We start from the raw sequence: 14,487 nt of genomic DNA on the forward strand, positions 1-14,487 counted from the left end.
CTGGTATTGTATAATCCACGTAGGCCAATTAATTCTTATGGTGGTGATGGGCATTTTTTACGCATTGGCATTTTTACTGTCGTTTCTGATCGTATATTATCTGATTCCGCCTCTTGGCAAGCTGGCGTTCCGGCTGGACTTTGTGGACAAACCCCGCAAGGACGTGGAACGAAAAATCCACAGGGAGCCGATCCCGCTGACCGCGAGTTATGCAATTTTCGCCGGTTTTTTCATTACATACCTGCTGTTTACCCGGGACTTTTCGGCGGAGACGGCCGCACTGTTTGCAGGCGGCATTCTGCTGCTGACCATCGGCACGGTCGATGACTGGTACAAGACCAAAGGCAAGGACTTTCCCGCACTGCCTAAGCTGATCGTGCAGGTCTCCGCAGCCGTGCTCGTCTACCTGTCTGGAAATGCATTCACCGGGTTCTATAATCCGTTTTCCGGCGAATATTTCACCCTGCCGGTCGTCCTGCAGTTTTTGTTGACCATTCTGTGGATTTTTGGCGTTACGACGGTCATTAACTTCTCGGACGGCATGGACGGGCTCGCCGGCGGTCTGTCTTCGATTTCAGGGATTACCCTGTTCGTCGTCGCACTGGCCAAAGGACAATCCGCTTCAGCAATGATGGCTATTATTCTGGTCGGCGTCACCGTCGCCTACCTCCGCTACAACAAACCGCCCGCCAAGATCTTTATGGGCGATGCGGGGGCAACGTTCCTTGGCTTTATTTTGGCAGTAATTGCGCTGGACGGAGCCTTTAAGCAGGCCACAATTCTTTCGCTGTTTATCCCGATTCTGGCGCTTGGCGTGCCGATTTTTGATAACTTGTTTGTTGTGACCAAACGGTTTCTTCAGGGCAAGTCCATTTATCAGGCGGATGCGACCCAGGCTCATTACCGTCTCCTGCGGGCGGGACTGAACCAGAAGCAGGTTGTACTTGTGCTTTGTCTGGTCAGCACCTGTCTGAGCTTGTCTTCGATTATCCTGCTGTTGGTGCAGCTCTAGCGGAAGGCCGGATCACGTACACAGCATGCAAAAACCCCGTCAAGACATTAGACGGGGTTTTCCTATAGATAGATGTTAATCAGCTTCCGATGGCGGATCAGCAAGCGCGTCGCGCAGCCGCCGGTAAATAGCGAGTATTTCCTCCATCGGCATCCGGACAAGGCCGCTGGAGGACGGAGCAACAAAGGCTTTAACTCCGTCGGCGGCGGGCTCCTCCTGAAATCCCCATTCGGCCGAAGCCTTCCGGGTGAACTCGGTATACACGCCTTTCCCTACAAAACAGGCGACCTCCGGCCTGTATTCCTCCAGCTTGGCCCGCAGCAGCTCCCGCCCTTCGGCATATTCTTCGCGTGTAATATCCTCAGCACCCCGTGTCGGGCGGGCCACAATGTTCGTAAAGCCATAGCCGAGCCGCAGCAGTTCTCCATCCTCCGAAGCGTCGTACAGGCGCGGCGTCAGACCGGACCGGTGCAAAATGCGCCAGAAATTGTTGCGCGGGTTCGCGTAGTGATGTCCCGTTTCGCCGGAACGGATGCTGGGATTGAATCCGATAAACACGATTTGCAGTCCATGATCCAGATGATCCGGCACGCCGGCGGAACTTAAATCAGTTGTGTTTTTCATACGCTCCCTCCTTCCTTCGTCCTTCGCTGTACGTCACCCCTGTTCATCTAACCTGTATCATTTGCTGCCGACGGGTTCACTGTCAGCCAATGCCATGTCGTCGGTTTCACTGTCAGCCGATGCATTGACGGCAGGTTCACTGTCAGCCGATGTATTGTTGGCGGGCGTCTGCGCCGGCGCTGCCGAGGCGGACTTGTCCAGTGGCTGCATCACCGCTTCTCTCCAGGTGGCGGGCTCCGCAGCCGCTTCGTTCGCCAGCGTCAGCTCCAGCTGTCCCAAAGGCCCTTCGATCCGCCCGGCGGGCATCCACTTTTCATCGAGGTTGCTTTTTAACAGGCCGGGATGGAACGTATCTATGGAAACGCCGATCCGCCGGACCTGGATTTCGATCGTTCCTCCATCCATGCCGCCGCCGTGCCGTTTGAGCCAATACGAGGCATAAGCGAGCAGATGCTTTTCCGCCTGCGCGTATGCCGTCTCGGGATGAACGGTGGCGTAAGTCCAGTTATCCCACTGGCGTCCGATGATGTAACGTCCCGCAAAGCCGTCCCGGTCAATCACCGGCAGGCTTTTTTCCCGTCCGTCTTGTTTGTGGACCAGCCGTGTCTGTACATTATACTCTCCAAAATGAATCTCCGTGTACACCCCGTGGTTGGTCCAGCCGAAAACCGGATACACCACCCGTTTGTAAACCGCCGCCATGTCTTTAAGCGTTTTGGTGGTGCTTGTATTTTCCCCGGTCAAATATTTGGCGTAAGCCGGCGATCCAAATGAAATGATGATAAAAGAAACCACCCAGAATACGAGCAGCAGGCCTGCAGGCAAAAAGCGGCCCGCAAATCGTCCCTCCTTCTTTTCAGGAAGCGGCGAAATACCGATTCCGCATGTACTGTCGGTGCATCCGCCCTCACGTTTGCGCTTCGCCGCTATCCGGCCGTAAATGCGTGCGGCGATGCCGTGAACAGGCGGAAGGCCCAGCAGCAGGCCCGCCGGATACGTCCAGCCCATCGCCCGGAGAATGGCCGCGTACGTATCGACACCTTTGTGCAGCTTGGCGTTTTTTTCCACGGCATAAATATCGTGCAGCAGATCCGCTTCGGGTATTGCCTTCAGGAGCGGTTCGCCTTCGGCGTAATCCTGCAGGGCTTTCCATTCAATGGCCTTGCGGAAATCAAGCGCGGACAAAATGCCGACCGTCTGGCGGCACAGCGGACACAAGCGGTCGTAGTAAACCGCCAGTTTTTTGCGTTTGGCGGCGATGACTTTCCCGTACAGCTTGGCGTAAGCCTCGTCCGGAATAATCGCCAAATGAATTACAATGACGAGAAAGCTGATCACCGGAATGGGAAACACCACCAGAATACCGGCATGGAGCGCAATCCCCGCCAGGCTGAGCGGCGTCCGCAGCTTCCGGAACCAGATCAGGAAAATGTAAAGTGTCTCGTACACAAGCAGGGTGTACCCCATAATGCGCATCAGCCACTCGTGTTCGATCAGCCAGGAAATATCCCAATAAGTTGTGAAGGGAAGCGAAGCAGGCGCCCACAGGCCCAGGCCGCTCAAATACATCGATGAAGACAGTTTATACAGGATCGAGTCGAGATAAAACAGTCCAATCGTCAAAATCAGAAACGCGGTATGAATAAACCTCGCTTTGGGCCGCAGCAGCTTCCGCACCCGGACCCTGGCCTCCCGGCGGTGCTCCAGAAGACGGTCAACCGACAGCGCCGCGCTTGCGGGCATAAACAACAGCAGGAAGGAGCCGGTCAAAAACAGGGAATCGACCTGCCAGTTATTCGCTTCGTTGACGGTCACAAAACCCAGCATATAAACGGAAACCGCATAGTTGACCGCCGCAGCGATCCGGAGCTTATACCCTGCCAGAATCAGCAGGAGCGCCCCCGTCCATAAAATAAAGATGACGGTAAGCAGCCATCCCTCGCGGCTAACCAGGCTTTTATCCTGAAAAATAAGCTCCCGGAAGATCATCATCTGCCCCAACTCCAGCAGCAGGCACACCGCAAAGCCGATCCGGAACAAGGCCAGCGGGAACGCCGGTTCCATGCGTTCATACAGGCCGCGCTTCAGTCCGTTCCACATCAAGTCGTCCTCCTCACTGACGGATCGTTTGGTCACTCATCATTAACCGAACCCGGATGCGGGCAAACCCGAACGTGCAAACTGACAAGCGGATGACGGAGCGGGCGAGACGGGCAGGAAGTGACAACGCTATGTAAGGAGGCACGCATGAGGGCATGTGCTGAGACATGCTATGGGGCAGCCAACAGCACCAAACGCACGCACGAGGGCATGCTGAGATACGCTATGGGGCAGCCAACGGCACGCATAAGGGCATGCTGAATACGCTATGGGGCAGCCAGCCGCACGCAAGAAGGCACGCCAGCGGCACGCAAGAAGGCACGCCAGCGGCAACGCTGAACACACTCAAAGCAGCATGCTGCCACGCAAAAAAAGCCCCCGCAAAGCGGGAGCTTCGTCCACCCGGCAGTGGCTGCCGGTCTGAATTACTTAATGGATAACGGTCGCTGGAATGCGGCCTTCGTTCAAATTCGGCTCCACACGGCTCAAAAACACCCGCGTCCGCTCCAGCTTCGGATTTCCGAACAGCTCGGCCGGCGTTCCGCTTTCCGCGATTTCGCCCTTATCCATGAACAGCACACGGTCCGCTACGTCCCGGGCAAACGCCATTTCATGCGTCACAATCATCATCGTCATCCGCTCTTCAGCCAGCTGCCGGATTACCTTCAGCACCTCCCCCGTAAGCTCGGGGTCAAGTGCCGAAGTCGGTTCGTCGAACAGTAGAATATCCGGGTCCATCATCAGCGCTCTGGCGATGGCTACCCGCTGCTTTTGGCCGCCCGACAGCCGGGACGGGTATTCGTTTGCTTTGTCCGCGAGCCCGACCTTGCCCAGCAGCTCCATGCTTTTACGGTGGATCTCCGTCTGCGCCAGCGTCTTCAGCGTCTTGGGCGCAAGCTCCAGATTGCCCTGAACCGTTAAATGCGGGAACAGATTGAAGTGCTGGAACACCATGCCCATCCGCGAGGTAATATTCCGAATATCGCCCGGAGCGGCATAACGCCCATTGTCAGCCAGCGTTTTACCCTGAATCCGGATGCTGCCGCCGGAGATTTCCTCCAGGTGCACCAGGCTGCGGAGCATCGTGCTTTTGCCCGAACCCGAAGGTCCGATAACCGCTACCGTCTCGCCAGGGGCGACGCTAAACGATACCCGCTTGAGCACGTCCAGCTTGCCGTATGATTTTTGCAGTTCTGTAACTTCTATCATTCCGTTCATCGCTTGCCCTCCCTTTTATTCGTATTTGAAGCGCCGTTCCAGCGCCTTAAAGAACAAGGTGAGCACCAGCGTCATCAGAAGATAAATCGCACCCGCCACCACAAACGGAACAATTGTGAAATCCCGGTTGACCGCGGTGTACGCGAAATGCAGCAGCTCCGGCACAGCCACCGCATACAGCAGCGCCGTGTCTTTTATCAAAGTAATCGATTCGTTCGCTACCGCAGGCAGGGCGACCCGGAACATCTGCGGCATAATCACCTTGCGGAGGGTCTGCCATCTCCCAAGCCCCAGCACCTTGGCCGCTTCATGTTGTCCTTTGTCAATCGACAGCAGGCCGCCGCGGAAAATCTCCGCAAAATAAGCGGCATAATTCAAAATAAAGCCGAGGCAGGCCGCCGTAAACCGGTCCATCACAAGATACTCACCGATCACCGGAAGCATCGGCAGACCGAAGCAGAAAAACAACAGCTGCAGCAGCAGCGGCGTGCCGCGCATGACATAAATATAAAAATTAGCGATCCAGGCCAGCGGCTTCAGCGCCGATTTGGCCAGCAGCGTAACCCCGAAGCCCAGCGGAATGGAGAGCACGATAACAACGAGGAACAGAAGAATCGTCGTCTGCGCGCCCTGGATCATTGGCCAAGCGATTTCGGCGATATAATCCGGGCTCATTTCAGTACCTTATTTTCGCCGAACCACTTCTCGGAAATTTTAGCGGCTGTACCGTCTTCGTTCATTTCATCCAGCGCTTTCTGCAGCTCCTCCAGGAGCTTGTCGTTGCCTTTCTTGACACCGATGCCGTATTCTTCCGGCGCCAGCGACTCGTCCAAAATTTTGTACGCGTTCTGTTCCTTGGACATATAGTACTTAATGACAATTTCGTCGATGACAACCGCATCAAGCCGGCCGGTCTTCAGGTCGGTCAGCGCCAGCACGTTGTCCGGATATTCGGAAATGTTTTTAATTTTATCCTTGACCGGGTTTGCGTTCAGCGCATCGGCTGCGGATGACAGGCTCTGCAGTCCAACTTCTTTGCCTTCCAGATCGGCCAGCGCGTTAATCGGCGAATCCGACGGGACAACCACCACCTGGGCATTGGCCAGATAAGGTTTCGTGAACAGCACCTTTTCTTTGCGTTCATCCGTAATCGTGTAGCCGTTCCAGATGAGGTCGATACGTCCGCTGTTCAGCTCGGACTCCTTGGCCTTCCAGTCGATCGGCTGGAACGTCACCTTGCGGCCCATCTTCTCCGCAGCGGCTGCCGCGTAGTCAATGTCAAAGCCGACAATTTCATTTTTTTCGTCGCGGAAGCCCATCGGCGCAAATTTATCGTCAATTCCGATAACCAGCTCGTTGTCCGCGCCTGCGCCCGAACCGGAACATCCCGCCAGCACCGTTACCATCATGATCAGCGTAAGCATAATCCGTTTCTTCATCTTCATTTTCATCTCTCCCGATACTCTCCTCGCAGCTCTGTTTTTATCAAACGCTTTAGTTCGTTAACACGTCACCAGAGTCTTATGATAGCACAGCATCGGAATCGCGTCGATAGAAAAAGATGTCGCTGCTGTGTCGGCCAGGAAGCTTTTCCATAAGTTTTTCCGGAACAAAAAAAGGCCGCCCTAATCCTAAACGAAATTAGGACGGCCGGCTCCGGCTGCTTCTTTTGTTTGTACGATAAGCTCCAGGACAGCGTTAACGATCCGCCGTTCAGCCGGCTGTTTCCGCAAAATCAGCTGCCGCCGCACACAGATAATAAGCAAGCCCAACCTGCTGATCCTCCAGCATGCAGAGATGAAAATCGTCATTCAGAAAAAACCGCGTTTGTGCTGCAAACACCTCGGCCGGCGTATCGTGCCCAAACCGCTGCAAAGCGGCCAGATGATCCCGGACCAAATGCCGCACCGTTTCATCATTATGTTTGACGCCTGCTCTTAACAAATCTGCCAGCCCGGTCATAAAAGCCGCAGCCTCAGCCGCCTGTTCATTCATTTTGCCGACCTCCGGCTCCCCCACTTCAAACGGTTCGATTCCGTAAGCCTCTTGCAAATACTTGTTCTGCTCTTCCAGCGCTTCGTTCCAGGCCTCCCGATCGCTTAATCCTTTGAACATCTCCTGATTGCGGCCCTGTTCCATTGTTATCCCTTCCTTTATAGATGTAATGGAGCTGCGCAAAGTGTGCAGCATATCTTCCAGTCTCCGCCGTCGGCCAACCAGCAGTTCTTCCTGCTGCGACAAGATGGACAGGCGGTCCGAATGCCGTTCCAGCATGTCCTTGATCTGCTCCAGCGAAAAATCAAGCTCCCTATAAAACAAAATCTCCTGCAGACGCTCCAGCTCCTTCTGACCGTAAAGCCGGTACCCTGCTTCGCTGATCCTTGCAGGCAAAAGCAGACCGATCCGGTGGTAATGATACAGCGTTTTAACGGTGACGCGGGACAGCTCCGACACTTCTTTTACCGTATACAGCAATGGCTCATCCTCCCTTCTGTATGAAGATTAAGCCCCGACCTAAGGTTGGAGTCAAGACACTTTTTTTGAATGAAGAAGCATGAATTTGTACCTGGCACGAACAAGCCCTCATTGATGCAAAAAGGACCCCGGCCTTCCGCTGCCTCGCGGAGACCAAGATCCTTTTAATCACTGCCGTATAAAATGAAGGCCGATTGGAAAACAATAACTTAATGCTCACTGCAAAGTGCAGCGGCTGCCTGCGTCCGCCGCAAGAACCCTGACCACGGGGTTTGCTTTAGCGCACGTCTTTCCAGAAGTTCAGCGGTTTCTGTTCCTCCGTCAGCACTTCAAACCGGTAGCCTTTTTTCTGCAGTGCTTCAAGAATGCGCGGCAGGGCTTTCAGCGTCGCCTTTTGATCATGCATCAAAATAACTGGTGCAGTTTTGCTGCGTTCAAGTGAAGCCACCTGTTTCATCACCGATTGATAGATGGCGTCGCTGTTGCCCTTATGTTTCCAGTCTTCAGAATCGACGTTCCAATCCCAGAGCCGGTAACCGGCACCCAGCACTTTATCCCGGTATGTACGGGTAAAATACGGTTTGCTTCCGTACGGAGTCCGGATCAGCTTCGTGCTTACCCCCGCCGCCTTATTCAGGGAACGGTTGTCATCGTTCATTTCCTTCAGCGCCGCCGCCGGGGAACCGTAAAACTTCTCTTTCCGGTGCGTCATGCCGTGCAGACCTGGCGCGTGCCCCTCCTTCACCAGGCGTTTCACCTGGGACGGATGCTGGCTAATGTTGTTGCCAAGCATAAAAAAGGTCGCTTTGGCGTCGTATTCTTCCAAAATATCAAGCAGTTTGCCGGTTGATGCCGAAGGGCCGTCGTCAAAGGTCAGGTACACCGTTTTGGCTCCTGGAGTCTTCACAGCCTCCGGCTGTTTTGCCTGCTCCTTGCTGGCTGCTTCTTCAGCCGCCTTGCGTTCAGCCGCTTTGCGTTCTTCTTCCTTCCGTTTCTCCGCCTGCAGGATCGCTTGTTCCTCCTGCTTCAACGTCTCACGGTGGCGTTCATAAAAAGCATCGCCGCTAAGTGCGGCCGAAGCGTTCGTCAGCCGGATCACATGCCGGTCGGACATCACGGTCACTTTGTAGCCAAGATGCTGTGCCAGCCGTACCGGCACCATCAACTGGCCATGTTTGGGATGCGTCGGCGCGTCCACCTGTGTACCGTCAGGCAGCACGGCCTTTTTTGCAGCCGGTTCCAAGCGCAGCAGGGTACGCCCTTTATCCGTTACTGCCATTACCTCGGCGGAACCGCTCAGCGTCAACCCAAGGGCTGCCGTTGTCTCTCTAAGAGGCACATAATACGTGTCCTCCACGGACTCCGCATGAATTTCCGTCAGGTCGTCATTTACGCCTATCCGCATAAAAGACTGTCCTGCCGCTTCGGCCTTCCGCAGATCCACTCCCCCGAGGACCAGCGCCGCCACTGTGACGGCCAGAAGGCACACCCGCATCCATTTCTTGTTCATCCACACCGATTTCATCTCTCTCTCCCATTCCCTCATCATATTTGCCTCCCTTACCTTACCACACCGGAAGTACTTGGAATTTGAGAGATTGTAACCGAACGTAAAAAATGTTGTTACCATTATGCTCCTGAGGATTTTTCCCCTTCCCGGGAAATCCTATTTCATTAAAAGCCCCTGCTAAAGCTGATTATACGCCACCCGAACCGCTCGAACGCCCCAAAAACGCCTTTAAAAAATGTGACAAACTTAGTAACATTGTTGATATTTTGAACAAAAATTGAACTTTAGATGAACACTGAAAAACAGCGTCGTTACAGTGATTTAAGTCATATCGCACGTCCCTTGTAACAATTTGAACACAAATTGTCAAATAATTCGCCACTTTTGAGACTGTTTCTAGTTTATTTTACAGAATATGTCTTTTGCATTCGGGGTATGAAATTCTTAGTATATATAGAGGTTAATGAATTCGGTTAAGAATAAAGAACCTGCCAGAAAGGAGTTCATCATGAACAAAAAAGTGCCGCGCTTCGCCTTGTTTTTGGGACTGATCATGCTATTGTCCGGGTGCAGCTCAATCACCGTTCTGAATCCGAAAGGACCGGCCGCAAGGACGCTGTCCGACACCATTATTTTCTCCATTCTCATGATGCTCGGGGTACTGGCCGTTGTGTACGTCCTGTACGTGTTTATGCTCGTTAAATACCGGGCCAGCAAACAGAGCGAAGACTACATTCCTCCGCACGAGGAGGGCAACAAATGGCTTGAAGCGACCTGGATCGCAATCCCTATTATTATTGTAGCGATTCTGTCTGTCGTTACGGTCCGCTCCACGCATGCTGTCGAAAATGTTCCCGCTGACTACAAGGAGCAGAAGCCGCTTGTCGTCTATGCCGCTTCGTCGAACTGGAAATGGCATTTCACCTATCCGGAACAAGGCGTCGAAACGGTGAATTACTTGAACATCCCGACCCATCGTCCGATCGAACTTCGTCTGTATTCCTTCGGACCGATCACAAGCTTCTGGGTTCCGCAGCTTGCCGGTCAGAAGTACGCTATGAGCGATATGATCACCAAAATCAACCTGGTAGCCGATGTACCGGGCTCGTACCTGGGCCGCAACTCCAACTTTAACGGTAAAGGCTTCGCCCACATGGAATTCGAAACGCTCGCCATGTCGTCCGACGAATTCGATGAATGGGTTAAAGATGTGAAATCCACCGAACCGGAGCTGACGCAGGATGAGTTCAACACGCTGCTGAAGACCGATTTTGTCGGCCGGAAGTCGTATTCTTCCACTCACCTGGAATTTAGTCCTCCGCCGGAAGAAGGCCACCACCACGGCGGCACGGCATCCGACGAGGATGAGAACGGCAACCAGGAACATCAGGAGCATAAAGAAGTCCATCCGACTCCGGCGGTTGAAGATAATCAAACCGAGTTTGACAGCAAGCCGGATCCCGAAGTGGACCAGCCGCTGCCAAGCGCTCCTGTTGAAGATCACACTTATGATTCCGGCACCGATGCCCATTCCGAGCATCAAGGACATTAATACCGGCTTGCATTGATTAACCTGAAAGGAGCCAACCTAATGGATTGGGACAAATTTAAGGTTCACGGCGAACCCTTGATCTACGGCGCGATGATCAGTATCGCACTGGCCACGCTCGGGATTATCGTCGGCTTGACCTACTTCAAGAAATGGGGTTACCTGTGGCGGGAATGGCTCACGACTGTCGACCATAAACGGATCGGCGTCATGTACATTCTGGCCGCGCTGCTCATGCTGTTCCGCGGCGGCGTTGACGCGATTATGATGCGTCTGCAAACCGCAGCTCCGGAAATGAAATTTCTGGACGCGCAGCACTATAACGAGGTCTTTACGACTCACGGTCTGATCATGATTTTGTTCATGGCCATGCCGTTTATTATCGGACTTATGAATATCATCGTGCCGCTGCAAATCGGCGCGCGCGACGTTGCATTTCCGCGCCTGAACGCCGTCAGCTTCTGGCTGTTCTTCTTCGGCGCGATGCTGCTTAACATTTCGTTCGTTATCGGCGGTTCACCGGACGCCGGCTGGTCGGCTTACTTCCCGCTGGCGAGTCTGGAGTTCAGCCCGACGGTAGGGAATAACTACTATTCCCTTGCGCTGCAGATCTCCGGTATCGGTACGCTGATGACCGGCGTTAACTTTATCGTAACGATCATCAAAATGCGCGCACCGGGTATGACACTGATGAAGATGCCGATGTTCACTTGGTCCGTCTTCATTACTAACGTCATTATCGTCTTCGCGTTCCCGGTTCTTACCGTAGCGCTTGCGCTGATGATGTTCGACCGCCTGTTCGGCTCCCAGTTCTTTACGATGGCCAACGGCGGGATGGATATGCTCTGGGCGAACCTGTTCTGGGTCTGGGGCCATCCGGAGGTTTATATTGTTATTTTGCCGGCCTTCGGGATATACAGCGAGATTATCGCGACCTTCTCCAAAAAGAATCTGTACGGCTACACTTCGATGGTCGCCAGTATGGTCGTCATCTCCCTGCTTTCCTTCCTCGTGTGGGCGCACCACTTCTACACGATGGGCCAAGGCGTAATGGTTAACAGCTTTTTCTCGATTACAACGATGGCGATCGCGGTTCCGACCGGGGTCAAGATATTCAACTGGCTGTTTACGCTCCGAAAGGGCAAAATTTCTTTTACCACGCCGATGCTTTATTCGCTCGCCTTTATTCCGATCTTTACGATCGGCGGCGTAACCGGCGTTATGCTGGCTATGGCCAGCGCCGACTACCAGTACCATAACACGATGTTCCTGGTAGCTCACTTCCACTACGTATTGATTCCGGGCGCTGTCTTTGCCGTTATCGCGGGCTTCCATTACTGGTTCCCGAAAGTATTCGGCTTCCGTCTGAACGAACGTCTTGGCAAACATGCTTTCTGGTGGATCGCCATTTCGTTTAACGTCACGTTTTTCCCGCTCTTTATTCTCGGGCTGCAGGGGATGACGCGGCGGATGTACACTTACTCCGAGGAGACTGGCTTCGGTCCGCTGAACATGCTGTCCTTCGCCGGCGCACTGGGTCTGGCCATCGGATTTGTTATTCTGGTTTATAACATTTACTGGAGCACCCGCTACAGCCCGCGCGACAAGACAGGCGATCCGTGGGATGCACGGACGCTGGAGTGGGCGACCAACAGCCCGATCCCGGCTTACAACTTTGCCGTTGTGCCGAAGGTTAAAGGTCTGGATCCGTTCTGGAGTCACAAACGCGGTGAATACAACCTGTTCGAAGATAAAATCACCAAAATTCACATGCCGAGCAATACCGGCAAACCGTTTATCCTTGGAGCGATCTTCTTCGTATTCGGCTTTGCGATGGTATTCAGCCTGTGGACGCTTGCGATCATTTCGGGTATCGGCATCCTGATCACCATGGCTACCATGTCCTTTGACCGCGACCACGGCTTCTACATCTCGGCCGACGAAGTCATGAAGACAGAAAAGAAACTGGGGGGTGGACGCGCATGAAGGTAGATACCTCCAAACCGCTGGAATACGGAACAGAAGAGAACAGTAACAAGATCTTCGGCTTCTGGATTTTTCTCGGGGCCGAGATCGCCCTCTTCGCTACGCTGTTTACCGTCTATTTTGTAATGGAGAACCGGTTCGCCAGCGGCCCCAGCGGCCCTGAACTCTTCGAGATCGGACCGGTCCTTCTGGAAACATTCGTGCTCTTGACCAGTTCCTTTACAATTGGTCTGGCAGTGCACGCCATGCGCCATGGCTATAAAAAAGCAGTGATCGGCTTTTTCATCGTTACGCTGCTCTTTGGTCTCGTCTTCCTTGGCATCGAAATCATGGAGTTCTTCACTTACGTCCATGAAGGAGCGACGCTGCAGACCAGCGGCTTCCTCTCCAGCCTGTTCGTGCTTCTGGGCACGCACGGCGCCCACGTGACCTTCGGTCTCCTGTGGGGCGGGGCGATTCTGATTCAGTTGTCGCGCCAGGGCATCAACCCGGCGACTGCCAACAAATCGTTTATTTTCTCGCTCTACTGGCACTTCCTGGACGTTGTCTGGATTTTCATCTTCAGCTACGTCTACCTGAAAGGACTGATGTGACATGATGAAGCAATTGTTTCCGATTCGCCATGTGATGGGTTATATCGCCTCCCTCGTCCTTTCCGCCGCCGCGCTGGGTGTCATTTATCTCGACCTGTCGCGCACGGCTGACCTGGTCATTCTCGGGGTGACGGCCATCATCCAGGCGTCCCTGCAGCTGTTTGTCTTCATGCATATCAACGAGGATGCCACCACGAAACGCGATCTGTACCTCAACCTGATCTACGCCCTGTTCGTGGGCCTGGTCACGATCTTTGGTACGTTGTTCATCTTCATCTGGGGCTGGTACGCTTAAGCGCCGCACCGCTCCATGTAAAAAGCAGCTTGCCTTTTGGGCGAGCTGCTTTTTTGCGTCTGCTGGTTTACCTGCGGCGAAGGCTGCCTGATCGCCTAGAGTCTCTCGACGATCCTACAGGACGGGCTGCGCCCTGTTTCCGTAGCGTCTTTGAGCGTCTCAACGAAGCGAAAGTCTACAGGAAGAGCTGCTGCCCGAAGCACCATTGAGCGCCTCGATGAAGCGAAAGTCTAAAGGACAGGAAGGGCTGCGCCATCCACTGCGGTCGATTTGGACTTCCGATCGCTGTTGTTTTCGGATTTCCTGATTGGATAATTTATTTACGCGGTAGAAATCCGAAAACAAAGGCGATCGCATTCGCTCCTACAGTTCCAAATGACCTCCGGGCTGGCTCCGCTTCCTGTCTGCACTTGTTCCCGTGCTTCGAAAAAGCCAGACGGATAGGAACGGCTGCCATCTTCCTGCCTCGCCTAGTCGCGTCTCAGTGAAGCGAAAGCTCGCAGGAGTAGTGCGCCTCCTTTTGCTAGACTTTCGGGGCATCTTGACGAAGCGGAGGCTCGCAGGAGTGGCAAACAGCCAGACCTTGGAGCACCTCGACGCGGCGAAGGCTCACCGAAGTAGCTGCGCCTCCTTCCATTAAGTCTTGGAGCGTAAACGAAGCAAGGGTACAGGAGCGTATGCTCCGCCTACACGTCAGGCCTTAAAGTGCCTCGACAAAGCAAAAAAGCTCGCAGAAGTTGCTGCGGCCCTCCCTGTCAGAGCTTGAGACGTCTCAACCAGGCGAAGGCTACACAGGAACGGCAGCCATCCTCTTGCCTTTCTTAGTCGCGTCTCAATGAAGCGAAGGCCCATGAGAGGGGCGGCCCTACTCCCATAGAAGCGGGCGGGGCGCTCCCGCGTCGCTCAAAGTGTCCCACGCTGAGGCGCACAGAAGAAGCTTAAGCGTGCAGAAGAAACTCAGGCATGCACAGGAAGCCCCACCCTCCCTATTTTTTCTTAAGTGCCAACAGCAAAATGAGTCCGACAATACATGCGGTGCCGATCCACTGAAAAGATCCAAACGGCTCTTTTAACCAAAACACGGTGGTGGCTACAGCAGCTAGGGGCTCCAAACTGCCCAAAAGG

The 14,487-nt window shown here is 53.9% G+C and carries 12 protein-coding genes and 1 pseudogene; 5 read left to right on the top strand and 8 right to left on the bottom strand.

Features of this window, described 5'->3' with window-relative positions; genetic code table 11:
- Positions 1–37: 37 nt before the first annotated feature.
- Entirely contained in the window at positions 38–1,012 is a 975-nt protein-coding gene (locus tag ACE6ED_RS22635; RefSeq protein ID WP_410829694.1) for an MraY family glycosyltransferase, read from the top strand.
- Between the two features lie 75 nt (positions 1,013–1,087).
- On the opposite strand, the gene ACE6ED_RS22640 is transcribed toward ACE6ED_RS22635, so the two are convergent.
- From ACE6ED_RS22640 to ACE6ED_RS22670, 7 genes are all read right to left on the bottom strand, one after another.
- Entirely contained in the window at positions 1,088–1,636 is a 549-nt protein-coding gene (locus ACE6ED_RS22640; protein ID WP_410829695.1) for a mismatch-specific DNA-glycosylase, read from the bottom strand.
- A gap of 57 nt (positions 1,637–1,693) precedes the next feature.
- On the bottom strand, positions 1,694–3,736 hold the full coding sequence (locus ACE6ED_RS22645) for a DCC1-like thiol-disulfide oxidoreductase family protein (protein ID WP_410829696.1): 2,043 nt from the start codon (positions 3,734–3,736) through the stop codon (positions 1,694–1,696).
- 429 nt (positions 3,737–4,165) lie between these two features.
- Complete coding sequence (locus ACE6ED_RS22650; protein ID WP_410829697.1) at positions 4,166–4,954, bottom strand: amino acid ABC transporter ATP-binding protein; 789 nt, start codon at positions 4,952–4,954, stop codon at positions 4,166–4,168.
- 15 nt (positions 4,955–4,969) lie between these two features.
- Positions 4,970–5,629, bottom strand: a complete 660-nt coding sequence (locus ACE6ED_RS22655) for an amino acid ABC transporter permease (RefSeq protein WP_410829698.1) — start codon at positions 5,627–5,629, stop codon at positions 4,970–4,972.
- Positions 5,626–6,393: an amino acid ABC transporter substrate-binding protein gene (locus tag ACE6ED_RS22660; RefSeq protein ID WP_410829705.1), complete on the bottom strand. Its 768-nt coding sequence runs from the start codon at positions 6,391–6,393 to the stop codon at positions 5,626–5,628. Before ACE6ED_RS22660 ends, ACE6ED_RS22655 begins: the two co-directional genes overlap by 4 nt.
- A 274-nt stretch (positions 6,394–6,667) precedes the next feature.
- Entirely contained in the window at positions 6,668–7,429 is a 762-nt protein-coding gene (locus tag ACE6ED_RS22665) for a MerR family transcriptional regulator (RefSeq protein WP_410829699.1), read from the bottom strand.
- Positions 7,430–7,706: 277 nt separating this feature from the next.
- Positions 7,707–8,978, bottom strand: a complete 1,272-nt coding sequence (locus tag ACE6ED_RS22670) for a polysaccharide deacetylase (RefSeq protein ID WP_410829700.1) — start codon at positions 8,976–8,978, stop codon at positions 7,707–7,709.
- Between the two features lie 469 nt (positions 8,979–9,447).
- Between ACE6ED_RS22670 and qoxA the strand changes: the two genes are divergently transcribed.
- From qoxA to qoxD, 4 genes are read left to right on the top strand one after another with little or no spacing between them, the layout of a single operon-like run.
- The gene (gene qoxA / locus ACE6ED_RS22675; RefSeq protein ID WP_410829701.1) at positions 9,448–10,491 is read left to right on the top strand and encodes a cytochrome aa3 quinol oxidase subunit II; all 1,044 of its coding nucleotides are present in this window, start codon (positions 9,448–9,450) and stop codon (positions 10,489–10,491) included.
- A 39-nt stretch (positions 10,492–10,530) separates the two neighbouring features.
- The gene (gene qoxB, locus ACE6ED_RS22680) at positions 10,531–12,474 is read left to right on the top strand and encodes a cytochrome aa3 quinol oxidase subunit I (RefSeq protein WP_410829702.1); all 1,944 of its coding nucleotides are present in this window, start codon (positions 10,531–10,533) and stop codon (positions 12,472–12,474) included.
- A complete protein-coding gene (qoxC, locus tag ACE6ED_RS22685) occupies positions 12,471–13,067 on the top strand; it encodes a cytochrome aa3 quinol oxidase subunit III (protein WP_410829703.1) in 597 nt (198 codons plus the stop codon). Before qoxB ends, qoxC begins: the two co-directional genes overlap by 4 nt.
- 4 nt (positions 13,068–13,071) lie before the next feature.
- Positions 13,072–13,362 carry a cytochrome aa3 quinol oxidase subunit IV gene (gene qoxD, locus ACE6ED_RS22690; protein WP_410829706.1) on the top strand — a complete coding sequence of 97 codons (291 nt, stop codon included), beginning with the start codon at positions 13,072–13,074 and terminating at the stop codon, positions 13,360–13,362.
- A 986-nt stretch (positions 13,363–14,348) separates the two neighbouring features.
- Here qoxD and ACE6ED_RS22695 read toward each other — a convergent pair.
- A pseudogene (locus ACE6ED_RS22695) lies at positions 14,349–14,487 on the bottom strand (EamA family transporter); the annotation flags it as partial.

The sequence above is a fragment of the Paenibacillus nanchangensis genome (assembly GCF_046543445.1).
Taxonomy (GTDB): Bacteria; Bacillota; Bacilli; order Paenibacillales; family Paenibacillaceae; genus Paenibacillus_AQ; species Paenibacillus_AQ nanchangensis.

Bases quoted from the DNA above. Each gene is read 5' to 3' on its own strand.
- qoxC (WP_410829703.1), top strand. From the start codon at position 12,471: ATGAAGGTAGATACCTCCAAACCGCTGGAATACGGAACAGAAGAGAAC.
- ACE6ED_RS22670 (WP_410829700.1), bottom strand. From the start codon at position 8,978: ATGATGAGGGAATGGGAGAGAGAGATGAAATCGGTGTGGATGAACAAG.
- ACE6ED_RS22660 (WP_410829705.1), bottom strand. From the start codon at position 6,393: ATGAAGAAACGGATTATGCTTACGCTGATCATGATGGTAACGGTGCTG.
- ACE6ED_RS22650 (WP_410829697.1), bottom strand. From the start codon at position 4,954: ATGAACGGAATGATAGAAGTTACAGAACTGCAAAAATCATACGGCAAG.
- qoxD (WP_410829706.1), top strand. From the start codon at position 13,072: ATGAAGCAATTGTTTCCGATTCGCCATGTGATGGGTTATATCGCCTCC.
- ACE6ED_RS22655 (WP_410829698.1), bottom strand. From the start codon at position 5,629: ATGAGCCCGGATTATATCGCCGAAATCGCTTGGCCAATGATCCAGGGC.
- ACE6ED_RS22640 (WP_410829695.1), bottom strand. From the start codon at position 1,636: ATGAAAAACACAACTGATTTAAGTTCCGCCGGCGTGCCGGATCATCTG.
- qoxA (WP_410829701.1), top strand. From the start codon at position 9,448: ATGAACAAAAAAGTGCCGCGCTTCGCCTTGTTTTTGGGACTGATCATG.
- ACE6ED_RS22635 (WP_410829694.1), top strand. From the start codon at position 38: ATGGTGGTGATGGGCATTTTTTACGCATTGGCATTTTTACTGTCGTTT.
- ACE6ED_RS22645 (WP_410829696.1), bottom strand. From the start codon at position 3,736: ATGTGGAACGGACTGAAGCGCGGCCTGTATGAACGCATGGAACCGGCG.
- qoxB (WP_410829702.1), top strand. From the start codon at position 10,531: ATGGATTGGGACAAATTTAAGGTTCACGGCGAACCCTTGATCTACGGC.